Annotated in this window: 20 protein-coding genes; 9 read left to right on the top strand and 11 right to left on the bottom strand. The window is 61.0% G+C overall.

Features of this window, described 5'->3' with window-relative positions:
* Positions 1–405: 405 nt before the first annotated feature.
* Positions 406–1,161 (top strand): L-ornithine N(alpha)-acyltransferase, encoded by a 756-nt coding sequence (olsB, locus tag KGB28_RS09400; RefSeq protein WP_057400777.1) that lies wholly within the window; start codon positions 406–408, stop codon positions 1,159–1,161.
* Positions 1,161–1,952: a lysophospholipid acyltransferase family protein gene (locus KGB28_RS09395; RefSeq protein ID WP_223444393.1), complete on the top strand. Its 792-nt coding sequence runs from the start codon at positions 1,161–1,163 to the stop codon at positions 1,950–1,952. The genes olsB and KGB28_RS09395 overlap by 1 nt, the downstream gene beginning before the upstream one ends.
* 123 nt (positions 1,953–2,075) lie before the next feature.
* Here the strand turns inward: KGB28_RS09395 and KGB28_RS09390 are convergent, their stop codons facing one another.
* Complete coding sequence (locus tag KGB28_RS09390; protein ID WP_223444391.1) at positions 2,076–2,654, bottom strand: ACP phosphodiesterase; 579 nt, start codon at positions 2,652–2,654, stop codon at positions 2,076–2,078.
* 170 nt (positions 2,655–2,824) lie between these two features.
* Between KGB28_RS09390 and KGB28_RS09385 the strand changes: the two genes are divergently transcribed.
* The 3 genes from KGB28_RS09385 to KGB28_RS09375 are packed head-to-tail and all read left to right on the top strand — an operon-like array spanning position 2,825 to position 5,408.
* Entirely contained in the window at positions 2,825–3,127 is a 303-nt protein-coding gene (locus KGB28_RS09385) for an ArsR/SmtB family transcription factor (protein WP_150717722.1), read from the top strand.
* A gap of 34 nt (positions 3,128–3,161) precedes the next feature.
* Complete coding sequence (locus KGB28_RS09380; protein ID WP_046041469.1) at positions 3,162–4,328, top strand: MFS transporter; 1,167 nt, start codon at positions 3,162–3,164, stop codon at positions 4,326–4,328.
* Positions 4,329–4,358: 30 nt separating this feature from the next.
* Entirely contained in the window at positions 4,359–5,408 is a 1,050-nt protein-coding gene (locus KGB28_RS09375; protein ID WP_223444389.1) for an alkene reductase, read from the top strand.
* Between the two features lie 355 nt (positions 5,409–5,763).
* Here KGB28_RS09375 and emhR read toward each other — a convergent pair whose 3' ends face one another.
* Complete coding sequence (gene emhR / locus KGB28_RS09370) at positions 5,764–6,396, bottom strand: efflux system transcriptional repressor EmhR (protein ID WP_150727591.1); 633 nt, start codon at positions 6,394–6,396, stop codon at positions 5,764–5,766.
* Positions 6,397–6,673: 277 nt separating this feature from the next.
* Between emhR and KGB28_RS09365 the strand changes: the two genes are divergently transcribed.
* The 4 genes from KGB28_RS09365 (at position 6,674) to KGB28_RS09350 (ending at position 14,146) form a co-directional block, all read left to right on the top strand.
* Entirely contained in the window at positions 6,674–7,831 is a 1,158-nt protein-coding gene (locus KGB28_RS09365) for an efflux RND transporter periplasmic adaptor subunit (RefSeq protein WP_223444387.1), read from the top strand.
* A 3-nt stretch (positions 7,832–7,834) separates the two neighbouring features.
* Entirely contained in the window at positions 7,835–10,996 is a 3,162-nt protein-coding gene (emhB, locus tag KGB28_RS09360; RefSeq protein WP_223444385.1) for an efflux RND transporter permease subunit EmhB, read from the top strand.
* Positions 10,996–12,456, top strand: a complete 1,461-nt coding sequence (emhC, locus tag KGB28_RS09355) for an efflux RND transporter outer membrane subunit EmhC (protein ID WP_223444383.1) — start codon at positions 10,996–10,998, stop codon at positions 12,454–12,456. Before emhB ends, emhC begins: the two co-directional genes overlap by 1 nt.
* 430 nt (positions 12,457–12,886) lie before the next feature.
* Positions 12,887–14,146: an OprD family porin gene (locus KGB28_RS09350; RefSeq protein ID WP_223444381.1), complete on the top strand. Its 1,260-nt coding sequence runs from the start codon at positions 12,887–12,889 to the stop codon at positions 14,144–14,146.
* A gap of 148 nt (positions 14,147–14,294) precedes the next feature.
* Here the strand turns inward: KGB28_RS09350 and pcaC are convergent, their stop codons facing one another.
* The 9 genes from pcaC to KGB28_RS09305 all read right to left on the bottom strand — a co-directional run bounded on the left by pcaC (position 14,295) and on the right by KGB28_RS09305 (position 22,557).
* On the bottom strand, positions 14,295–14,687 hold the full coding sequence (pcaC, locus tag KGB28_RS09345; RefSeq protein ID WP_223444379.1) for a 4-carboxymuconolactone decarboxylase: 393 nt from the start codon (positions 14,685–14,687) through the stop codon (positions 14,295–14,297).
* A 10-nt stretch (positions 14,688–14,697) separates the two neighbouring features.
* Positions 14,698–15,489 carry a 3-oxoadipate enol-lactonase gene (gene pcaD, locus KGB28_RS09340; protein ID WP_223444377.1) on the bottom strand — a complete coding sequence of 264 codons (792 nt, stop codon included), beginning with the start codon at positions 15,487–15,489 and terminating at the stop codon, positions 14,698–14,700.
* Between the two features lie 12 nt (positions 15,490–15,501).
* Positions 15,502–16,866, bottom strand: a complete 1,365-nt coding sequence (locus KGB28_RS09335) for a 3-carboxy-cis,cis-muconate cycloisomerase (RefSeq protein WP_223444375.1) — start codon at positions 16,864–16,866, stop codon at positions 15,502–15,504.
* A gap of 45 nt (positions 16,867–16,911) precedes the next feature.
* Entirely contained in the window at positions 16,912–18,216 is a 1,305-nt protein-coding gene (locus KGB28_RS09330; protein WP_223444373.1) for an MFS family transporter, read from the bottom strand.
* 192 nt (positions 18,217–18,408) lie between these two features.
* Entirely contained in the window at positions 18,409–18,975 is a 567-nt protein-coding gene (gene pcaG, locus KGB28_RS09325; RefSeq protein ID WP_223444371.1) for a protocatechuate 3,4-dioxygenase subunit alpha, read from the bottom strand.
* Between the two features lies 1 nt (position 18,976).
* Entirely contained in the window at positions 18,977–19,681 is a 705-nt protein-coding gene (gene pcaH / locus KGB28_RS09320; RefSeq protein WP_150727601.1) for a protocatechuate 3,4-dioxygenase subunit beta, read from the bottom strand.
* A 37-nt stretch (positions 19,682–19,718) separates the two neighbouring features.
* Entirely contained in the window at positions 19,719–20,924 is a 1,206-nt protein-coding gene (pcaF, locus tag KGB28_RS09315) for a 3-oxoadipyl-CoA thiolase (protein WP_223444370.1), read from the bottom strand.
* Positions 20,921–21,700: a CoA-transferase subunit beta gene (locus tag KGB28_RS09310; RefSeq protein WP_056720807.1), complete on the bottom strand. Its 780-nt coding sequence runs from the start codon at positions 21,698–21,700 to the stop codon at positions 20,921–20,923. Before KGB28_RS09310 ends, pcaF begins: the two co-directional genes overlap by 4 nt.
* On the bottom strand, positions 21,700–22,557 hold the full coding sequence (locus KGB28_RS09305) for a CoA transferase subunit A (RefSeq protein WP_008054173.1): 858 nt from the start codon (positions 22,555–22,557) through the stop codon (positions 21,700–21,702). Before KGB28_RS09305 ends, KGB28_RS09310 begins: the two co-directional genes overlap by 1 nt.
* Positions 22,558–22,816: the final 259 nt, after the last annotated feature.

The following is a 22,816-nucleotide window of genomic DNA, read 5'->3' as shown; positions in this document are numbered from 1 at the left end:
TGTCATATAAGCATCACCAAAGCTTAATGGCGATGACACCGGGGCTACATAGCCTGACTTTGCACAACACGGCTAGGGGGCGTTCTCAATTAGTTTCCCTACCGCGCCGGGTCTGCTGTTGTGCAGGGCAAGGCGCGAGAAGCGCAGTTTGGTTATTCCAAATCAGCTTCGAGCAACACAGCCCTGCACAACAGCAGGCCCGGCCCTTCGGGTTGTGCCTTAAAGCTGGCCATGCTGCGTTGCAGGCCTTGGAAAGGGAACAACCATTCCCAGCGGCCTACGCCTTGCCTGGCCAGCTTTAAGGCGACAACGCGGTGGGGAAACTAATTGAGAACGCCCCCTCGACAAAGAAAGTCGATTCGCTGTAGCCCAAAGACGGGTGAGCAGCCCGCACGGAGATTCGTCATGACTCAGATCGCCCGCATCAGCGACACCGGCAACGAACGCCGCCTGCAAGCCGAACGCCTGGTGGGTGCCGAAGCTTTGCAGGAAGCCCAGGCCTTGCGCTTCAACGTGTTCAGCGGCGAATTCAACGCCAGGCTCAAGGGTGCTGAACTGGGTCTGGACATGGACGACTACGACGTTCACTGCGCCCACATCGGCGTGCGTGACTTGAATACCGGCCGTCTGGTGGCAACCACCCGTTTGCTCGATCACACGGCGGCCAGCAGCCTGGGCAAATTCTATAGCGAAGAAGAATTCAGCCTCCACGGCCTGGTGCACCTGCAAGGCCCGATCCTGGAAATCGGTCGCACCTGCGTCGACCCGGCCTACCGCAATGGCGGCACCATTGCCGTGCTTTGGGGCGAACTGGCGGAAGTCCTGAACCAGGGCGGCTACAGCTACCTGATGGGGTGCGCGAGCATTCCGATGCAGGATGGCGGCGTGCAGGCCCACGCGATCATGCAGCGTCTGCGCGAACGCTACCTGTGCACCGAACATCTGCGCGCCGAGCCGAAAAACCCTCTGCCAAGCCTGGACATCCCGTCGAACGTGATTGCCGAAATGCCACCGCTGCTCAAGGCCTACATGCGCCTGGGCGCAAAGATCTGCGGCGAACCATGCTGGGACGAAGACTTCCAGGTCGCCGACGTGTTCATCCTGCTCAAGCGCGACGAACTCTGCCCGCGCTACGCCAAACACTTCAAGGCGGCTGTGTAATGAGCCGGTTGCGGGTGTACGCGCGAATCGCGCGAGTGCTGGTGGTGGTGACGCTGGGCCTGGGCATGGCCAGCGTGTTCGGGGTGTTCGAGCGCCTGGGCATGGCCCATTCGATGGCACGTCGTCAGCGCTGGTCGCGGTTTTTCATGGCCCGCCTGAGCAACGCCCTGCCCTTTGATGTGACCGTGCACGGCGAGCTACCGAAGACACCGATGCTCTGGGTCAGCAACCACGTGTCCTGGACCGACATCCCGCTGCTGGGCATGCTCACGCCGCTGTCGTTCCTGTCCAAGGCCGAAGTGCGCACCTGGCCGGTGGCCGGCTGGTTGGCGGCCAAGGCCGGCAGCCTGTTTATCCGCCGTGGCTCGGGTGACAGCCAGTTGATCCGCAAGCAGATGACCCGTCACCTGGAACAGGCACACCCACTGCTGATGTTCCCGGAAGGCACCACCACCGATGGCCGTTCGCTGCGTACTTTCCATGGCCGCCTGCTGTCCGCCGCCATCGATTCCGAAGTGGCCATGCAGCCGGTGGCGATTCGTTATGTGCGTGACGGCGAGCCTTGCGCGCTGGCGCCGTTCATTGGCGACGATGACTTGCTGTCGCATCTGATGCGGTTGTTTGCCAATGACCGTGGCGGCGTGGAGATTCATCTGCTCAAGCCGATCGCTTGCGAAGGTCGGGAACGCGCGGCATTGGCGTTCGAGGCGCAGCAGGCGGTGCAGAAGGCGTTGTTCGGCGCTGTTGTTGAGCCTCAGCGCGCACCGATGCGCCCTGCCATTGCGGCGTGACGCGATCTTTGATTCACCGAAGTACCCTGTGGGAGCGGGCTTGCTCGCGAAGGCGTAGTGTCAGGGGACATTGATATCGGCTGACACACCGCTTTCGCGAGCAAGCCCGCTCCCACAGGGGTTTTATGGTGTTGGATAGTTCCGGGCAAAATCCTGCAACTGCGGATAGAACAACCTGAAGTCCTCGCTCAACGGTTCATACAACCGCCGCAACTCCTGCATCGCCGCCGCCAGCTCTTCCGGCCGGGTCAGGCGTCGCGAGATCCCACGCAACACCTGCTCCAGCACTTCGAACTCCTGATACGAACCCAACCAGTCATTGGCCACCATGTACGGCGCAATCTTCGCCAGCCGCTCCGGCAGTTGTCGTTCGCTGGACAGCACGCGGTACACGTCCGAGGTGAACAACGCCAGGGGCCGGTCCGCATACAGCGCCCAGTCCCGGGCCAGGCAATGGTCGAAAAACACGTCGAGCACGATCCCCGCGTAGCGACGCCGGGTCAGGGAGAAACGCGACAGCGCGACGTCCACCAGCGGATGGCGATCGGTGAACACGTCGATGCTGCGGTGCAACTGGATAGCTCCCTCGATTTCCGGAGCGAATTGCCCTTGCAGCCGTCCCTTGACGAAATCGCCATACAGACTGCCGAGCAATTGGCCGGGACGCTGGCCACCGAGGTGAAGATGTGCGAGATAGTTCATGGGCGCAGCTTAGCACTGCCCTCTTGTCTTGTTACACTCAACATATCGTTATAACTCGATATACCGAAATGTGAGCTGGTCAGAGCCAAATCATATTTGTATATCGCGAAATACCGATTTAAAGTTCGCCTCATCGCGATATAGCGTTTTAAACATCACGAGCCCACATCATGACCATCAATCTCGACGAAATAATAAAAGCCCTGGCACACCCAGTACGGCGAGAAATCCTGCACTGGCTCAAGGACCCGACCGTCGAATTTCCCGACCAGTCCCACAGTAACGAGCACGGCGTTTGCGCCGGGCAGATCGATCAACGTTGCGGCCTGTCGCAGTCCACGGTGTCCGCACACCTGGCGACCCTGCAACGCGCCGGCCTGATCAGCAGCCGCAAAGTCGGCCAGTGGCACTTCTTCAAACGCAATGAGGAAACCATCCAGGAATTCCTCCGCATCTTCAGCAATGAGCTCTGACCCTTAACGTCAGCCAGCCAAAAGGAATTAAACAATGCCCCTCTCGTTACTCATCCTGGCCTTGAGCGCCTTCGCCATCGGCACCACCGAGTTCGTCATCATGGGCCTGCTGCCCAACGTGGCGGCTGACCTCGGTGTGTCGATTCCCGGTGCCGGCTGGCTGGTGACCGGTTACGCCCTGGGCGTGGCCATCGGTGCGCCGTTCATGGCGCTGGCCACCGCCAAACTGCCGCGCAAGGCAGCCCTGGTGGCGTTGATGGGCATCTTCATTGTCGGCAACCTGCTCTGCGCAGTGGCCGGCGACTACAACGTGCTGATGTTCGCCCGTGTGGTCACCGCCCTGTGCCATGGCGCCTTCTTCGGTATCGGTTCAGTGGTAGCCGCCGGCCTGGTGCCTGCGAACAAACGCGCTTCGGCCGTGGCCCTGATGTTCACCGGCCTGACCCTGGCCAACGTCCTCGGCGTACCGCTGGGCACCGCCCTCGGTCAGGAAGCCGGCTGGCGTTCGACCTTCTGGGCCGTGACCGTGATCGGTGTGATCGCACTGATCGGCTTGATCCGCTTCCTGCCGGCCAAGCGTGATGAAGAAAAACTCGACATGCGCGCCGAACTGGCCGCACTCAAGGGCGGCGGCATCTGGTTGTCCCTGAGCATGACCGCACTGTTCGCCGCCTCGGTGTTCACCCTGTTCACCTATGTCGCGCCGCTGCTGGGCGAAGTCACCGGCGTCTCGCCCCGTGGCGTGACCTGGACCCTGATGCTCATCGGCCTGGGCCTGACGGTCGGCAACATCATCGGCGGCAAGCTGGCCGACAAGGGCATGGCCGCGACGCTGATCGGCGTGTTCATCACCATGGCCGTGGTGTCCACCGTGCTGACCTGGACCAGCGTCGCGCTGATCCCGACCGAAATCACCCTGTTCCTCTGGGCCACCGCGTGCTTCGCCGCCGTACCGGCGCTGCAAGTGAACGTGGTGACCTTCGGCAAGGCCGCACCGAACCTGGTGTCGACCCTGAACATCGGCGCTTTCAACATCGGCAACGCCTTGGGTGCCTGGGTCGGCGGCAGCGTGATCGCCCACGGCTTCGGCCTGACCAGCGTGCCGCTCGCGGCAGCCGTACTGGCGGTACTCGCCCTGCTGGTGACCCTGATTACTTTCCGCCAGAGCGGCAATCCCGATCTGGCCCCTGCTACCAACTGATCAACCACTACCTCACGAGGGTTGCTTTAAATGACGACTATTTTCGATCCGATCAAACTGGGCGACCTCGAGTTGGCCAACCGCATCATCATGGCGCCACTGACCCGCTGCCGCGCCGACGAAGGTCGCGTGCCCAACGCGCTGATGGCCGAGTACTACGTGCAACGTGCCTCCGCCGGCCTGATCCTCAGCGAGGCCACTTCGGTGACGCCGATGGGCGTCGGCTACCCGGACACCCCGGGCATCTGGTCCAACGATCAGGTGCGTGGCTGGTCCAACGTGACCAAGGCTATCCATGGCGCGGGCGGCAAGATATTCCTGCAACTGTGGCATGTGGGTCGCATTTCCCACGGTTTGTACCTGAACGATGAAGCCCCGGTCGCCCCGAGCGCCATCCAGCCCAAGGGTCACGTCAGCCTGGTGCGTCCGCTGGCCGACTTCCCGGTACCGCGCGCCCTGGAAACCGCTGAAATCGCCGACATCATCGACGCTTACCGCGTCGGTGCCGAAAACGCCAAGGCCGCCGGCTTCGACGGTGTGGAAATCCATGCCGCCAACGGTTACCTGCTCGACCAGTTCCTGCAAAGCAGCACCAACCAGCGCACCGACAACTACGGCGGCTCCCTGGAAAACCGTGCCCGCCTGCTGCTGGAAGTGACCGATGCCGCCATCGAAACCTGGGGTGCCGGCCGTGTGGGCGTGCACCTGTCGCCACGCGCCGACTTGCATGACATGGGTGACGACAACCTGGCCGAAACCTTCACCTACGTTGCTAGCGAACTGGGCAAGCGTGGCATTGCCTTCATCTGCTCGCGGGAGAAAGAAGGTACCGACAGCCTCGGCCCACAACTCAAGGAAGCCTTCGGCGGCCCCTACATTGCCAACGAACGTTTCACCAAGGACAGCGCCAACGCATTGCTCGCCAGTGGCAAGGCCGATGCAGTCGCCTTCGGCGTACCTTTCATTGCCAACCCTGACCTGCCAGCACGTTTGCAGGTAGACGCGCCGCTGAACGAAGCGCGTCCGGAACTGTTCTATGCCAAGGGCCCGGTCGGTTACATCGACTACCCGACGCTGTAATCAGCAACCGTGGAAACGCAAAAGCCCCGACTCGAAAGAGCCGGGGCTTTTTAATATGTGACGGTTTGACACTATCCCCTGTGGGAGCGAGCTTGCTCGCGATAGCGGTGTAACCATCAACGAAGACGTCGACTGACACACCGCTATCGCGAGCAAGCTCGCTCCCACAGGGGCCGCGATCATCGGCAGGTGCTCACAGACTCGACACAAATTCCCTACAAATTACTGAGCTTGCTACCTGTCAACCTGCCGAGTGTAAGTATATAAAAGCACCCCATTGTCGAAGGGCGCGTGAAGAACTGTTCATCTTCGGCGTCAACGGTTGACACACAAGGCGCCGATTACGCATTTTGCTTTATTTGCGCAGGCTGGGGCTGAAGCGCAACAGATCCAGCCCGGTATCGACCCAACGCTCGGCTTCGGCGTGCAATTCAAAACTGTCAGGGGTCAGCAACCACTGGTACAGGATGCCATCAATATAAGCATGCAAGCTGATGGCGGCGCGGGCGGTGTCGAGGTTTTCCGGCAACTGGCCACGATTCACGGCATTACTCAGGGCCAGGCCGATCCGCACATTGCATTCGAGGCTGGCTGATACCCGTTGTTGGCGCAGGTCGCACATTTCATCGGTGAATTCGCACTTATGAAAAAGAATCTCATTGATGCGTCGGGTTTTCGGGTCCAGCGCAATTTGATGAAACAAATGAATCAACAGTTTGCGCATGCAGCCCAGGGGATCGAGTTCGTCTTCGCTCTCGCTGGCCTTGGCCATTTCTTCCAGCGGCTCATGCAGGGTGTCGAGCATGGCCTGCACCAGATCCGCCTTGTTGCTGAAATGCCAGTAAATGGCCCCTCGAGTGACGCCGGCCAGGGTCGCGATGTCCGCCAGGGTGGTGCGCGCCACGCCTCGCTCGAAAAAGGCCTTTTCGGCCGCCACGAGAATTTGCGCGCGGGTTTCCTGAGCTTCCTCTTTGGTACGACGGACCATGGCAGTACAACCTCAATCAGGGTGCTTCAGCGATGCCTGAACATCAGCTGAATAAAAGTGGGGCGAACGTTCTGGGGGTTCGTCCCCGGCCTACAATTCCAACCTTTCAACGGCTTGTGTAACGGCCCATGTAACGACGTTGATACGCAGCCTGGGTATTTACAAACAGCCATGTACGTAAGTATATTCCTTAGCAAGCTACTTATCCACTCGGCAAACACTTTTCAACCTTCCACCTTTCTAGTGCGCTCCTTGCGCGCCTGACCCGAGGATTTTCATGCAATTCAAGCCAGCTGTTACCGCTCTGGTCGCCGCCGTCGCCCTGGCATCGCTACTCAGCGGATGCAAAAAGGAAGAGGCAGCACCGGCCGCCCCACCGCCTCAGGTCGGCGTCGTGACTCTGCAACCGCAAGCTTTCACCCTGACATCCGATCTGCCCGGCCGTACCAGTGCGTTCCGCATTGCCGAAGTCCGCCCGCAGGTCAACGGCATCATTCTCAAGCGCCTGTTCAAGGAAGGCAGCGACGTCAAGGCCGGCCAGCAGCTCTATCAGATCGACCCGTCGATCTATGAAGCAACGCTCGCCAGCGCCGAAGCCAACCTGCGTTCGACCAAGTCGATTTCCGACCGCTACAAGCAATTGGTCGACGAACAAGCCGTAAGCCGTCAGGAATACGACACCGCCGTGGCCAACCGCCTGCAATCGGAAGCCGCGTTGCAAACCGCACAGATCAACGTGCGCTACACCAAGGTCTATGCCCCGCTGACCGGCCGCATCGGCCGCTCTTCGGTGACCGAAGGCGCGCTGGTCAGCAATGCCCAGGTCGACGCGATGGCGGTGATCCAGCAAATCGACCCGATCTACGTCGACGTGACGCAGTCCTCGGTCGAACTGTTGCAACTGCGCCGTGAGCTGGAAAGCGGTCGCCTGCAAAAGGCTGGCGATAACGCAGCCTCGGTCAAGCTGACCCTCGAAGACGGCAGCGAGTACAAGCTGGACGGCAAGCTGGAATTCTCCGAAATCTCGGTTGACCAGACCACCGGTTCCGTCACCCTGCGTGCCATTTTCCCGAACCCTGACCACACCCTTCTGCCTGGCATGTTCGTGCACGCCAAGTTGCTGGCCGGTGTGAACGGCGCGGCGATCCTGGCCCCGCAGCAAGGCGTGACCCGCGACCTCAAAGGTACCCCGACCGCACTGGTTGTCGGCCCGGACAACAAGGTCGAACTGCGTCAACTCAAGGCCAACCGCACCGTCGGCAATCAATGGCTGATCGAAGACGGCCTGAAGGCCGGCGATCGCCTGATCACCGAAGGTCTGCAATTCGTCAAACCCGGCATCGAAGTCAAGGCCAGTGAAGCGACCAACGTAGCCGCAAAGAACCCGGCACCCGCCCAGGCAGCTAATAAAGCCTCCGGCGGCAAAGGGGAGTAAACCATGTCGAAATTTTTTATCGACCGTCCGATTTTCGCCTGGGTAATTGCCCTGGTGATCATGTTGGTCGGGGCACTATCGATCCTCCGGTTGCCGATCAACCAGTACCCGAGCATTGCACCTCCAGCGATCGCCATCTCCGTGGCCTACCCGGGTGCTTCGGCACAAACGGTTCAGGACACAGTGGTTCAGGTGATCGAGCAACAGCTCAACGGTATCGACAACCTGCGTTATGTCTCGTCGGAAAGTAACTCCGACGGCACCATGACCATTACCGCGACCTTCGAGCAAGGCACCAACTCCGACACCGCGCAGGTTCAGGTCCAGAACAAGCTGAACCTGGCCACCCCGCTGCTGCCGCAAGAAGTGCAACAGCAAGGTATCCGCGTGACCAAGGCGGTGAAGAACTTCCTGTTGGTGATCGGCGTGGTGTCGCGTGACGGCAGCATGACCAAGGACGACCTGTCCAACTACATCGTGTCGAACATGCAGGACCCGATCTCGCGGACCGCCGGTGTCGGCGACTTCCAGGTGTTCGGTTCCCAGTACGCCATGCGTATCTGGCTCGACCCGGCCAAGTTGAACAACTACAACCTGACCCCGGTCGACGTCAAGACCGCCATCGCCGCGCAAAACGTCCAGGTGTCGTCCGGCCAGCTCGGCGGCCTGCCTGCCCTGCCCGACACCCAGTTGAACGCGACCATCATCGGCAAGACCCGCCTGCAGACCGCGGAGCAATTCGACAAGATCCTGCTCAAGGTCAACAAGGACGGTTCCCAGGTTCGCCTCAAAGATGTCGCCGAAGTTGGTCTGGGTGGCGAGAACTACAGCATCAACGCCCAGTTCAACGGCGCCCCGGCTTCCGGCCTGGCGGTGAAACTGGCCACCGGTGCCAACGCTCTCGATACCGCCAAGGCCCTGCGCACGACCATCGACAGCCTCAAGCCGTTCTTCCCTGAAGGGATGGAAGTGGTGTTCCCGTACGACACCACTCCGGTAGTAACGGAATCGATCAGGGGCGTGGTTCACACCCTGGTCGAAGCGGTCGCGCTGGTGTTCCTGGTGATGTTCCTGTTCCTGCAAAACTTCCGTGCCACCATCATCACCACGATGACCGTGCCGGTGGTATTGCTCGGTACGTTCGGGATCCTCGCGGCAGCGGGTTTCAGCATCAACACCCTGACCATGTTCGGCATGGTGCTGGCCATCGGCTTGCTGGTGGACGACGCCATCGTCGTGGTGGAAAACGTCGAACGGGTGATGAGCGAAGAAGGCCTGTCACCCAAGGAAGCCACCAAGAAGTCCATGGGCCAGATCCAGGGCGCACTGGTCGGTATCGCCCTGGTGCTGTCGGCGGTTCTGCTGCCAATGGCGTTCTTCAGCGGCTCCACCGGTGTGATCTACAAGCAGTTCTCGATCACCATCGTCTCGGCCATGGCCCTGTCGGTACTGGTCGCGCTGATCTTCACCCCGGCGCTCTGCGCCACCATGCTCAAGCCGATTCCGAAAGGCGAGCACGGCACCCCGAAACGCGGTTTCTTTGGCTGGTTCAACCGCAATTTCGACCGCGGCGTTCGCAGCTACGAACGCGGTGTCGGCAATATCCTGCAGCGCAAGATCCCGTACCTGTTGGCGTACCTGCTGATCGTGGTTGGCATGATCTGGCTGTTCGCCCGCATTCCAACGGCGTTCCTGCCTGAAGAAGACCAGGGTGTACTGTTTGCCCAGGTGCAGACCCCGGCCGGCTCGACGTCCCAGCGCACCCAGGTGGTCGTCGACGAAATGCGCGAATTCCTGCTGCGTCCGGGCAAGGATGGCGGCGAAGGCGACGCGGTGAACTCGGTGTTTACCGTGACCGGCTTCAACTTCGCCGGCCGTGGCCAGAGTTCGGGTATGGCGTTCATCATGCTCAGGCCTTGGGACGAACGTAACGCCGACAACAACGTGTTCAAGGTGGCGGCCCGTGCCCAGCAGCACTTCTTCACCTTCCGCGATGCCATGGTGTTCGCCTTCGCGCCACCGGCAGTACTGGAACTGGGTAACGCCACCGGTTTCGACGTGTTCCTGCAGGACCGCGCCGGTATCGGCCACGAAAAACTGATGCAAGCGCGCAACCAGTTCCTCGGCATGGCCGCACAAAGCAAGATTCTGACCCAGGTGCGTCCGAACGGCCTGAACGACGAACCGCAATACCAGCTGGAAATCGATGATGAGAAGGCCAGTGCCCTGGGCATTACCATCGCCGACATCAACAACACCCTGTCGATTGCCCTGGGCAGTAGCTACGTCAACGACTTCATCGACCGTGGTCGGGTGAAGAAGGTGTACGTGCAAGGCCAGCCAGGCGCTCGAATGGGCCCTGAAGACCTGCAGAAGTGGTACGTGCGCAACGCCACCGGCACCATGGTTCCGTTCTCGGCGTTCGCCAAGGGCGAGTGGATTTACGGTTCACCGAAACTGGCCCGTTACAACGGTGTAGAAGCGATGGAGATCCTCGGCGCCCCGGCTCCGGGTTACTCCACTGGTGAAGCCATGGCCGAAGTCGAAGCCATCGCCAAGAAACTGCCGGCGGGTGTCGGTATTTCCTGGACCGGCCTGTCGTACGAAGAACGTCTGTCCGGTTCACAAGCGCCAGCGCTGTACGCCCTGTCGCTGCTGATGGTGTTCCTGTGCCTGGCGGCGTTGTATGAAAGCTGGTCGATTCCGATCGCGGTGATGTTGGTGGTACCGCTGGGGATCATCGGTGCACTGATGGCCACCAGCCTGCGCGGTTTGTCCAACGACGTGTACTTCCAGGTAGGTTTGTTGACGACTATCGGTCTGGCGGCGAAAAACGCCATTCTGATTGTCGAATTTGCCAAGGAACTGCACGAACAAGGGCGTAGCCTGCGCGATGCGGCGATCGAAGCCTGCCGCATGCGTCTGCGACCGATCATCATGACCTCGCTCGCCTTCGTTCTGGGTGTGGTACCTCTGGCGATATCCACGGGCGCAGGTTCCGGTAGCCAGCATGCAATCGGTACCGGTGTGATCGGCGGTATGATCACGGCAACTGTGCTGGCGATCTTCTGGGTCCCGCTGTTCTTCGTCACCGTGTCGTCCATAGGCCAGCGTAAAATCGCCGACCAGGATGACGCTACTGAAACTCCTAAAGAGGCTGGCTAATGAGCAAGTCGCTACTCTCCCTGGCAGTCGCCGCCTTCGTGCTCGGTGGCTGCTCGCTGATACCTGATTATCAGCAGCCCGAAGCGCCGGTGGCGGGCCAGTACCCGCAAGGCCTGGCGTACTCGCCGGCCCAGGCACCGGCGCAAGCGGCTGCCGAGCAGGGCTGGAAGCAGTTTTTCCATGACCCGGCGCTGCAACAGCTGATCCAGGTGGCCCTGGAAAACAACCGTGACCTGCGTGTCGCGGCCCTGAACATCGACGCGTTTGCGGCTCAATACCGCATCTCCCGTGCCGATCTGTTCCCGGCCGTCTCGGCCAACGGCACCGGCAGTCGTCAGCGCTTTCCGGCTGACGCTTCGCAAACCGGCGAAGCCGGCATCACCAGCTCCTACTCGGCAACTGTTGGCGTCAGCGCCTACGAACTCGACCTGTTCGGTCGGGTTCGCAGCCTGAACGAAGAAGCGCTGCAGAAGTACTTCGCCACTGAAGAAGGCCGCCGCAGCACGCAGATCAGCCTGGTGGCCAGTGTGGCCAATGCCTACCTGACCTGGCAGGCCGACAAGGAACTGTACAAGCTGACCCAGGACACCCTGGCCGCCTTCGAGGAGAGCTACAAGCTCACCGCCCGCAGCAACGAAGTCGGGGTCGCCTCGGCCCTGGACCTGGCGCAGTCGCGCACCTCGGTGGAAAACGCCCGCGCGCAACTGGCCAAGTACACCCGTCAGGTCGCCCAGGACGAGAACAGCCTGGTGCTGCTGCTCGGCACCGGTATCCCGGCCAACCTGCAAGCGGCCAAACCGCTTGACGACGACCTGCTGAGCGACGTTCCGCCCGGCCTGCCGTCGGACCTGCTGCATCGTCGTCCGGACATCCTTCAGGCCGAGTACAACCTGAAGGCTGCCAACGCCAACATCGGTGCGGCACGGGCGGCGTTCTTCCCGAGCATCAGCCTCACGGCCAATGCGGGGACCTTGAGCCCGGACCTGTCCGGTCTGTTCAAGGGTGGTTCGGGCACCTGGTTGTTCCAGCCGCAGATCAACCTGCCGATCTTCAACGCCGGCGCCCTGAGCGCCAGCCTGGATTACTCGAAAATCCAGAAAGACATCGGCGTGGCGAACTACGAGAAGTCCATTCAAACGGCCTTCCAGGAAGTCGCCGACGGCCTGGCCGCGCGCCAGACCTACGTCCAGCAGTTGCAGGCACAGAAAGATTTCGTCAGTGCCAACCAGGACTACTACCGCCTGGCCGAGCGTCGCTACCGCATCGGTGTCGACAGCAACCTGACCTTCCTCGACGCCCAGCGTCAGCTGTTCAGTGCGCAACAGGTGCTGATCACCGACCGTCTGGCGCAGCTGGTCAGCCAGGTCAACCTGTACAAGGCCCTGGGTGGTGGCTGGAATGAACAAACGGCGAAGAACGAGCCGTTGAAAGAAGAAGCGCCGAAGATGAAGTACTTCTGATAGCGCAGTGAAAACAAGAAGCCCACCGATTGGTGGGCTTTTTGTTGGCTGCCTGAAAATCTGTGTTGTCCGTTATGGCCCCTTCGCGAGCAAGCCCGCTCCCACATTCGACCGCATTCCTTCGGAAGAAACCCGGTTAAATGTGGGAGCGGGCTTGCTCGCGAAGAGGCCGGCCAACACACCACAAAACCCAAACCAATGTTACGTTCGATAATCGCCCAAAACCCGTTTTTTACGATTGAACCATCCAGTACATTCCCCGCACCATCCGAACCACAAAACCAATAACAACAGGTTCGACACCATGCCCCCGCGCCCTGCCCTCTCCGGCTGACCTGCTTCGTTTTGTGCTGATTTCGAATATTCGTCTGCAACCCCGGGTTGCGGCATCACCCCGCTTCATCCCCAAGAATTAGAGAGACCCGAGCTCATGACGTCTTCCACCGCGCAGTATTTCGTTCCCAGCCTGATCGCCGCCGCCCTGGCCAGTGCCGCCCTGCCCGCCTACGCCGAAGAGTCGGGTTTTGTCGAAGGGGCCAAGGTCAACCTGAACCTGCGCAACTTCTACATCAACCGCAACTTCACCAACCCGACCAAAGCCCAGGGCAAGGCTGAAGAGTGGACGCAGAGTTTCATCCTCGACGCCAAGTCCGGTTTCACCCAGGGCACCGTCGGGTTCGGCATGGATGTGCTCGGTTTGTATTCGGTGAAGCTCGATGGCGGCAAAGGCACCGGCGGTACGCAACTGCTGCCGCTGGATCATGACGGTCGCCCGGCGGATAACTTCGGGCGCACCAACGTCGCGTTCAAGGCCAAGCTGTCGCAGACCGAAGTCAAAGTCGGCGAGTGGATGCCGGTGCTGCCAATCCTGCGTTCGGACGACGGTCGTTCGCTGCCGCAAACCTTCCGTGGCGGTCAGATCACGTCGAAGGAAATCAATGGCCTGACGCTCTACGGCGGCCAGTTCCGCCAGAACAGCCCACGGGACGACAGCAGCATGAACGACATGTCGATGACCGGCAAAGCCGCGTTCACCTCCGACCGTTTCAACTTCCAGGGCGGCGAGTACGTGTTCAACGACAAGCGCACCCAGGTCGGTCTGTGGAACGCCGAGCTCAAGGACATCTACAGCCAGCAATTCATCAACCTGACCCACAACCAACCGATCGGCGACTGGACCCTGGGCGCCAACCTGGGTTTCTTCTACGGCAAGGATGACGGCAGCGCCCGGGCCGGCGAGCTGGATAACAAGACCATGTACGGCTTGTTTTCGGCCAAGCACGGCGGCAACACCTTCTACGTCGGCCTGCAAAAACTCACTGGTGACAATGCCTGGATGCGGGTCAACGGCACCAGCGGCGGCACCCTGGCCAACGACAGCTACAACTCCAGCTACGACAACGCCCAGGAGAAATCCTGGCAAGTACGCCACGACTACAACTTCGCCGCCCTCGGCGTACCGGGCCTGACCCTGATGAACCGCTATATCAGCGGCGACAATGTGCACACGGGCACCATCACCGATGGCAAAGAATGGGGACGTGAATCGGAACTGGGCTACACCGTGCAGAGCGGTGCGCTGAAAGACCTGAACCTGAAATGGCGCAACTCGACCATGCGCCGGGATTACAGTAATAACGAGTTCGATGAGAACCGCTTGATCATCAGCTATCCGATCAGCTTGCTGTAAACACAAAACAAATGTGGGAGCGAGCTTGCTCGCGAAGTGGGAGTATCAGTCAACAACGATGTCGACTGATAGACCGCTTTCGCGAGCAAGCCCGCTCCCACATTGGATCTTCTGTGACTATAAATCTGCGTTCCCACAGGTAAATAGCTTACTCCCGCGACTCAACCCCCAACTCATCCCACACCGACTCGGCCAGGTGGAACGTCGCATTGGCCGCCGGAATCCCGCAGTAGATTGCGCTCTGCATGATCACTTCCTTGATCTCGCCACGGCTGACGCCGTTGTTGGCGGCGGCGCGCAGGTGCAGTTTGAGTTCGCCCTCGCGGTTCATGCCGATCAGCATGGAAATGGTGATCAGGCTGCGAGTATGGCGCGGCAGGCCCGGGCGGGTCCAGATGTCGCCCCAGGCGTGACGGGTGATCATCTCCTGAAACTCCGAGTTGAACTCGGTCAGGGCGGTCAGGCTGCGGTCGACGTGGGCGTCGCCAAGGACCGCGCGACGGACTTCCATGCCCTCGTCGTAACGTTGTTTCTCATCCACGGCAATACCCTCAATCAGCCGACAGAAACGCCAGCACGCGCTCGCTGAACGCATTGCCAGCCTGGACGTTGGACAAATGCGCTGCGTAGAACTCGGCGTACTCGGCCCCGCGCACATGCTCTTGAATGAAATGCCCACCGGACGGTGGCGTCACGGCGTCCTCGGTGCCAGCGATGACCAGCAGCGGCGCCTTGATCGACGACAATTGATCACGGAAATCGGCATCGCGCACGGCTGCACAGTTGGCTGCATAGCCCTGTGGGGAAGTGGCCGCGAGCATGTCGGTAATCTGCTTGGCCGTCGCCGGGTTGGCTTCGGAGAAGTCCGGGGTGAACCAGCGGGCAATCGATGCATCGCGCAGGGCAACCATGGCCGCCTGACCATCGCGCAGCACCATCTCAATGCGCGGATCCCATATCGATGGATCGCCGATTTTCGCTGCGGTATTGCACACGATCAGTTTGTTCAGGCGCTCGCCGGCATTGATGCCCAGCCACTGGCCAATCAACCCGCCCATGGACAGACCGCAGAAATGCGCGCGCTCGATATGCAACGCATCCAGCAAGGCCAGCACGTCATGACCCAGCTGTTCGATGCTGTAAGGCCCCGGCGTCACCAGCGATTGGCCGTGACCACGGGTGTCGAAACGCAGCACGCGAAAATGCTCGGTGAACGCCGGGATCTGCGCGTCCCACATGTGCAGGTCCGTGCCCAGGGAGTTGGACAGCACCAGCACCGGCGCATCGACCGGTCCATCGAGTTGGTAATGCAGTTCGCCCTCGGCGAGTTGTACAAAAGCCACAGCAAGTCTCCTTCAGGCAGTCAATGCAGAATGTTCAGCCACCGCCCTCTCGACCCAGGTTTTGGCCTGACCGAGATAGTGGGCGGGGTCCAGCAGATGATCGAGTTCAGCCGCCGACAGTTCGGCGGTTACTTGCGGTTCGTCGCCGAGGACCGCACGCAGGTGGCGTTGTTCGGCCACGGCGCGTTTGCAGCATTGTTCGAGCAGATGGTGCGCGGTATCGCGGCCGACCCGTTGTGCGAGGACGATGCTCACCGCTTCGGCGAGCACCAGGCCCTGGGTCAAATCGAGGTTGCGCGCCATGCGCTCGGCATCCACTTCCAGTCCTTGGGCAATCAACAGCGCTTGCTGCAGGCTGCCGGACACCAGGCAGCAAATTTCCGGCAGGGTTTCCCACTCGGCATGCCACAGGCCGAGGCTGCGTTCGTGCTCCTGGGGCATGGCGCTGAACAGTGTCGAGAGCAAACCGGGGACACGCGTCGCCGCGCCGATCAGCACCGCCGCGCCCACCGGATTGCGTTTGTGCGGCATGGTCGAAGAACCGCCCTTGCCCGGCGCCGAAGGCTCGAACACTTCAGCGGCCTCGGTTTGCATCAACAGGCTGATATCGCGCCCGAGTTTGCCGAGACTGCCGGCGATCAGGCCGAGCACGGCGCCGAATTCCACCACGCGATCACGCTGGGTATGCCACGGCTGATCGGGCAAGGTCAGTTGCAGTTCTTCGGCCAGCGCCTGGGCAATCGGCATGGCCTGGTCGCCAAGGGCCGCAAGGGTTCCGGACGCACCGCCGAATTGCAGCACCAGCAGGCGCGGTTTCAGTTCGGCCAAGCGTTGGCGACTGCGGGTCACCGCCCCCAGCCAGCCGGCGATTTTCATGCCGAGGGTGACCGGCGTTGCGTGCTGCAGCCAGGTGCGTCCGGCCAATGGCGTGGTCACGTAGCGCTGGGCCTGGGACGCGAGGGTCTGCCCCAGTTGTGCCAGGTCGCTCTCGATCAGTTCCAGAGCGCGGCGCAGTTGCAGCACCAGGCCGCTGTCCATCACGTCCTGGCTGGTCGCGCCCAGATGCACATAGCGTTCGGCTTCGGCATCGGTGGACGCGATCTGTTTGCCCAGCGCCTTGACCAACGGAATCGCCGAGTTACCCGCTGTGGCAATTGCCTCGCCCAACGCCGCAAAGTCGTAAAACCCGGCACGGCAAGCCACTTCAATCGGCGCGACAGCACTCGACGGAATCATCCCGACCCGCGCTTCGGCCCGGGCCAGTGCCGCTTCGAAATCGAGCATGGCCTGGACGCGGCCCTGATCGCAGAACACCTCACGCATATCGCGGGCCGTGAAATAGGCATCGAACAATTGATTGCCCGGTCGCTGGTTCATAAACAGTTCCTGAAGGCACGGGCCTTTGCGACCCGCGCGTGAAGATCAAAGGTCTTGCTGCAGATACTTCGCCTGTTTTGGCAGGCGCAGGCTGAACAGGAATGCCACCGCCATCATCACCGTGACGTACCAGTAGAAGGAGTTTTCCATGCCCACGGCCTTGAGGCTCAAGGCCACATACTCCGCCGAACCACCGAAGATTGCATTCGCCACCGCATACGCCAGGCCGACACCCAGTGCACGCACTTCGGGCGGGAACATTTCGGCTTTTACCAAACCGCTGATCGAGGTGTAGAAACTGACGATCACCAGCGCCAGGGTAATCAACACAAAGGCCAGAAACGGACTGGTCACGCTTTTCAGGCTCAACAGGATCGGCACGGTGCACAGCGTGCCGAGGGCGCCGAACCAGAGCATCGAGTTACGCCGGCCGATCTTGTCGGCGAGCATGCCGAAAACCGGCTGCATGCACATATAGAGGAACAGCGCGCCGGTCATGATGTAACTGGCGGTCTTGGCCGGCATGCCGGCGGTGTTCACCAGGTACTTCTGCATGTACGTGGTGAAGGTGTAGAAAATCAGCGAGCCACCGGCGGTGTATCCGAGCACGGTGATGAACGCGGCTTTATGGTCGCGAAACAACGCGCGGATACTGCCGGCGTCCTTGTTTTCGCGCATTTCCTTGCTGGTGGTTTCTTTCAGCGAACGACGCAGATACAGCGAAACCAGCGCCGCCATGGCACCCACCACGAAGGGAATCCGCCAGCCGTAGGCACGCAGGTCATCTTCGGTGAGGAACTGTTGCAGGATCACCACCAGCGACACCGCGAGCAACTGGCCGCCGATCAGGGTCACGTACTGGAACGAGGCGAAGAAACCGCGCTGGCCCTTGAGCGCCACTTCACTCATGTAGGTCGCGGTAGTGCCGTACTCGCCGCCCACCGACAAGCCTTGCAGCAAACGGGCGAACAGCAACAGGATCGGCGCCCAGACCCCGATGCTGTTGTAGGTCGGCAGGCAGGCGATCAGCAGCGAGCCGAAGCACATCATCAGAATCGAGATCAACATCGAATTCTTGCGTCCGTGCTTGTCCGCCAACCGCCCGAAAATCCAGCCACCAATCGGCCGCATCAGGAACCCGGCGGCGAACACGCCAGCGGTGTTGACCAGCTGCACCGTGGGGTTATCGGACGGAAAAAACGCCGGTGCGAAATAGATCGCACAGAAGGCGTAGACGTAGAAGTCGAACCATTCGACCAGGTTGCCGGACGAGGCACCGACAATGGCGAAGATCCGCTTGCTGCGTTCTTCGCTCGTATAAAGGGCTATAGGCGCTGCGGGTGTTGTCATTATTTTTTCACTCAATGGGGACAGTGAGAGTCTAGACACACTTTGTAATACTCCCATTCCGCAATACGTCAGCAACAAAAATCCACTGTGGGAGCGGGCTTGCTCGCGAAGGCGCAGTGTCAGTCGATAAAAATGTTGCCTGACATACCGCCTTCGCGAGCAAGCCCGCTCCCACAAGGGGATGGTGTTCACTCAGTAATCAAAGAACACCGTCTCGGCATCGGTGCCCTGCAGAATCACGTTCCACTGGTACACGCCCGACGCATCCTGCTTGGCCAGCAGCGTACTGCGGCGCTCGGCCGGCACGCACTCCAGCAACGGATCATTCACGTTCGCCGCCTCGCCATCAAAGTAAATCCGCGTCAGCAAGTGCTTGACCAGACCACGGGCAAACACCAGTACCACCAGGTGCGGTGCCTGGGTCGTGCCTTTGAGCCCCTCGACCGTGCCCGGCTTGATGGTGGTGAAACGAAAACGCCCTTCGGCATCCACCGGCACTCGGCCAAAACCTTCGAAGTTCGGGTCCAGGGGTTTTTCCTGGTCGTCTTCCGGGTGATCGTATTTGCCAGCGGCGTTGGCCTGCCAGACTTCCAGCATCGCGTCGTTGACGACATCGCCGTTACCATCGACCACTTGCCCGGTGATCGCCACGCGCTCGCCCAGGGTTTGTTCGACGGTCAGGTTTTCGCGGTTCAGCCAGGTCAGGCCGATGTGGTAGTACGGCCCGACGGTGTGGGACGTGGTCGCAGTCAGCGTCATCTTATTTCTCCATCGGCGTGGCGTCGCGGCCGCGCAAAACGATGTCCCAGCGATAACCGAGGGCATAGGAAGGGATGGTTTTTTCCAGATCGAACGTGGCGATCAAGCGCTCTTTGGCGCTGGTATCGGGCACGCAGTTGTAAATCGGGTCGTAGGCCAGCAACGGGTCGCCCGGGAAATACATCTGCGTCACCAGGCGCGTCAGGATGCTCGGCCCGAACAGCGAGAAATGGATATGCGCCGGGCGCCACGCGTTGTGGTGGTTACCCCACGGATAGGCACCGGGCTTGATGGTCTGGAACTGATACCAGCCATCGGCGTCAGTCACGGTGCGGCCGGTGCCGGTGAAGTTCGGGTCCAGCGGTGCGTCGTGCAGGTCGCGGGCATGGGCGTAGCGACCGGCGGCGTTGGCCTGCCAGATCTCCACCAGAATCCCCGGCACCGGCAGACCGTTTTCATCCAGCACGCGGCCGTGGATGATGATGCGCTCACCCTGTGGTTGCCCCTCGTGCTGGGCGGTCAGGTCGCTGTCCTTCTCGTTGACGCGCTCGGCGCCGATGGTCGGACCGGTAATTTCCGACAACGAATGCGGCAGGAACACCAACGGTTTCGACGGCGAGCGCAGGTTGGTGGATTGATAGGCCGGGTGCAGGTATTCCGGCTGAGTGCCCGCCTGCGGGCGACGGTAACCAGGCTTGTCAGTCATGAAGCATTCCTCAGTTCTTATAAGTCTTCAGAGCGCGTCAGACGCGCTCGATCGCCAGGGCCAGACCCTGACCGACACCGACGCACATGGTCGCCAGACCTTTCTTGCCACCGGTTTTTTCCAACTGATGCAACGCGGTCAACACCAGCCGCGCGCCGCTCATGCCCAACGGATGACCCAAGGCAATCGCGCCACCGTTCGGGTTGACCTGGGCCGCGTCGTCCGCGATCCCCAATTCACGCAGCACCGCCAAGCCTTGGCTGGCGAAGGCTTCGTTGAGTTCGATCACGTCGAAATCGCTGACCGCCACACCGAGGCGTTCGATCAGTTTACGCACCGCCGGCACCGGACCAATGCCCATCACCCGCGGGGCGACACCGGCGCTGGCCATGCCCAGCACTTTGGCGCGTGCAGTCAGACCGTGTTTCTTCACCGCTTCGGCCGAGGCCAGGATCAACGCGGCGGCGCCGTCGTTCACACCCGAGGCATTGCCGGCGGTGACGGTTTTGTCGGGGCCGTTGACCGGTTTGAGTTTGGTCAGGGCTTCCAGGGTGGTGTCGGCGCGAGGATGCTCGTCCTGGCTGACCACGGTTTCACCCTTCTTATGGGCTATGCGCACTTCAACGATTTCTTCGGCGAAAAAACCTGTGGCTTGCGCGGCGGCCGTGCGTTGTTGACTGCGCAGGGCGAACGCGTCCTGATCGGCGCGGGACACCTTGTAATCGTCGGCCACGTTGTCAGCGGTCTGCGGCATCGCATCCACACCGTACTGGCGTTTCATCAACGGGTTGATGAAACGCCAGCCGATGGTGGTGTCTTCGAGCTTCATGTTGCGCGAAAACGCGGCATCGGCCTTGCCCATCACGAAAGGCGCACGGGACATCGACTCGACGCCACCGGCAATCGCCAGCTCCATCTCGCCGCTGGCGATGGCGCGGAACGCGGTGCCGATGGCATCCATGCCCGAAGCGCAGAGGCGGTTGAGGGTCACGCCGGGAATGGTTTCCGGCAGGCCGGCCAGCAACAGTGCCATGCGCGCGACGTTGCGGTTGTCTTCACCGGCCTGGTTAGCGCAGCCGAGGAACACTTCGTCCACGGCGTTCCAGTCCACCGATGGGTTGCGCTCCATCAAGGCCTTGATTGGCACGGCAGCCAGGTCGTCGGCACGCACTGACGACAGGCCACCGCCGAAACGGCCGATGGGGGTACGAATCGCGTCGCAGATATAAACGTCACGCATCACGCTTCTCCGGGGGCTTGGCCGTGTGCGGCAGCGGTGCGGGCTTCGAGGTCGCGCAGCGCGGTCAGTTCGACTTCAGTCGGTTCAGCAGTTTGCTCGACATGGTCGGCAAAGCGAATCGCCCAACCGGTGGCAGCAACCACTTGCTCGCGGGTCACGCCGGGGTGCAGTGCGGTAACCACAAATTCGTGGGTGCCCTCCTCTGGCTCCATGATGCACAGGTCGGTAATGATCCCCACCGGACCGGCACCAGGCAGACCGAGACGCTTGCGCGAATCACCGCCCTCGCCGTGGCCGACCGAGGTAATGAAGTCGAGTTTGTCGACAAAGGAGCGTGACGACTGCTTGAGGATGATCAACACGCTCTTGGCGGAACCGGCAATCTCCGGCGCGCCACCTGCACCCGGCAAGCGCACTTTCGGCGAGTGGTAATCACCCACGACGGTGGTGTTGATGTTGCCGAAACGGTCGACCTGCGCCGCGCCGAGGAAACCGACGTCAATGCGCCCGCCCTGCAGCCAGTAACGGAAAATCTCGCCGGTCGGGACTACGGTGTCGGCGGTTTCCGCCAACTCACCGTCACCGATCGACAGTGGCAATACACTTGGCTTGGCACCGATCGGACCCGATTCGTAGATCAGCACCACATCAGGCGAGGAAGTCAGGCGCGCCAGGTTGGCCGCTTTCGACGGCAGGCCGATACCGACGAAGCACACCGAACCGTTCTTCAGACGGCGAGCGGCGGCGACAGTCATCATTTCATTGGTGGTGTAAGTCATTACTTCGCCTCCGAAGCGGCGGCCAGTTTGGCCTGGAACTCGCTGAAGTCAGCGCTGCCGTGGATGTATTCGTTGATCCACGCGGTGAAGGTTTCACGGTCGCGGGCAATCGGGTCCCAGGCCTGGTAGAAGCGGTTGTCGCGCTCGTTGTAACCATGGGCGTAGGACGGATGCGCGCCGCCAGGTACGTGGCAAACCGCGCTCAAGGCCCAGGTTGGCAATACACAGGAGTTCATCGGTGCATTGAGGTCGTCGACGATTTCTTCAACGGTGACGATGCAGCGCTTGGCGGCCAGTGCAGCTTCTTTCTGCACGCCGAGGATGCCCCAGAGCAGCACGTTGCCCTTGCGGTCGGCTTTCTGCGCGTGAATCACGGTAATGTCCGGACGCACCGAAGGCACGGCGGCCAACACTTCGCCAGTGAACGGGCAGGTGACGGATTTGATCAGCGGGTTGACCTTCGGCAAGTCGGAACCGGCGTAGGCACGCAGTACCGCGAATGGCAGGCCGGAAGCGCCGGCGACGTAGGCATTGGCCAGGTCGGCATGGCTGTGTTCTTCGATTTCCAGCGCATGCGGCCACTGTTTCTCCACAGCGTCACGCAGGCGATGCAGGGAGCCGACACCCGGGTTGCCGCCCCAGGAGAAAATCAGCTTGCGGGCACAACCGGCACCGATCAACTGGTCGTAGATCAAGTCAGGGGTCATCCGCACCAGGGTCAGGTCTTTCTTGCCCTGGCGAATGATTTCGTGACCCGCCGCCGTCGGGATCAGGTGAGTAAAGCCTTCGAGCGCGACCGTATCGCCGTCGTTTACGAATTGCTTCACCGCGTCGTGCAGCGAAAGGATTTCAGCCATTGGGGCAGGCTCCCGTTTATTGTTAACCGACAGTGGAAGAAGGCGCCGATGCGCAGCGCCGGAATGACTGAAGATTAAGCCCGTGCAAAACGCCAAACAATCCGATAATCGACTAAGCGTTCGATTATCGAACATATTGTTGCTTGGCTACCGATCCCCAAAAGCTTCGCGAGCAGGCTCGCGCCCACAAGGCCAACACTTAACCCTGTGGGAGCGGGCTTGCTCGCGAAGAGGCCCGCAAAACCACTAAAGCATCCGA

It is taken from the genome of Pseudomonas sp. BF-R-19 (assembly GCF_019956445.1).
Taxonomy (GTDB): Bacteria; Pseudomonadota; Gammaproteobacteria; order Pseudomonadales; family Pseudomonadaceae; genus Aquipseudomonas; species Aquipseudomonas fluorescens_BH.
Note: the sequence above shows the minus strand (reverse complement) of the source record. Positions and strands in the feature narration are given on the sequence as shown.

Excerpts from the sequence above, each read along its gene's own strand:
- olsB (WP_057400777.1), top strand. The coding sequence starts at position 406 with ATGACTCAGATCGCCCGCATCAGCGACACCGGCAACGAACGCCGCCTG.
- KGB28_RS09395 (WP_223444393.1), top strand. The coding sequence starts at position 1,161 with ATGAGCCGGTTGCGGGTGTACGCGCGAATCGCGCGAGTGCTGGTGGTG.
- KGB28_RS09390 (WP_223444391.1), bottom strand. The coding sequence starts at position 2,654 with ATGAACTATCTCGCACATCTTCACCTCGGTGGCCAGCGTCCCGGCCAA.
- KGB28_RS09385 (WP_150717722.1), top strand. The coding sequence starts at position 2,825 with ATGACCATCAATCTCGACGAAATAATAAAAGCCCTGGCACACCCAGTA.
- KGB28_RS09380 (WP_046041469.1), top strand. The coding sequence starts at position 3,162 with ATGCCCCTCTCGTTACTCATCCTGGCCTTGAGCGCCTTCGCCATCGGC.
- KGB28_RS09375 (WP_223444389.1), top strand. The coding sequence starts at position 4,359 with ATGACGACTATTTTCGATCCGATCAAACTGGGCGACCTCGAGTTGGCC.
- emhR (WP_150727591.1), bottom strand. The coding sequence starts at position 6,396 with ATGGTCCGTCGTACCAAAGAGGAAGCTCAGGAAACCCGCGCGCAAATT.
- KGB28_RS09365 (WP_223444387.1), top strand. The coding sequence starts at position 6,674 with ATGCAATTCAAGCCAGCTGTTACCGCTCTGGTCGCCGCCGTCGCCCTG.
- emhB (WP_223444385.1), top strand. The coding sequence starts at position 7,835 with ATGTCGAAATTTTTTATCGACCGTCCGATTTTCGCCTGGGTAATTGCC.
- emhC (WP_223444383.1), top strand. The coding sequence starts at position 10,996 with ATGAGCAAGTCGCTACTCTCCCTGGCAGTCGCCGCCTTCGTGCTCGGT.
- KGB28_RS09350 (WP_223444381.1), top strand. The coding sequence starts at position 12,887 with ATGACGTCTTCCACCGCGCAGTATTTCGTTCCCAGCCTGATCGCCGCC.
- KGB28_RS09335 (WP_223444375.1), bottom strand. The coding sequence starts at position 16,866 with ATGAACCAGCGACCGGGCAATCAATTGTTCGATGCCTATTTCACGGCC.
- KGB28_RS09330 (WP_223444373.1), bottom strand. The coding sequence starts at position 18,216 with ATGACAACACCCGCAGCGCCTATAGCCCTTTATACGAGCGAAGAACGC.
- pcaG (WP_223444371.1), bottom strand. The coding sequence starts at position 18,975 with ATGACGCTGACTGCGACCACGTCCCACACCGTCGGGCCGTACTACCAC.
- pcaH (WP_150727601.1), bottom strand. The coding sequence starts at position 19,681 with ATGACTGACAAGCCTGGTTACCGTCGCCCGCAGGCGGGCACTCAGCCG.
- KGB28_RS09310 (WP_056720807.1), bottom strand. The coding sequence starts at position 21,700 with ATGACTTACACCACCAATGAAATGATGACTGTCGCCGCCGCTCGCCGT.
- KGB28_RS09305 (WP_008054173.1), bottom strand. The coding sequence starts at position 22,557 with ATGGCTGAAATCCTTTCGCTGCACGACGCGGTGAAGCAATTCGTAAAC.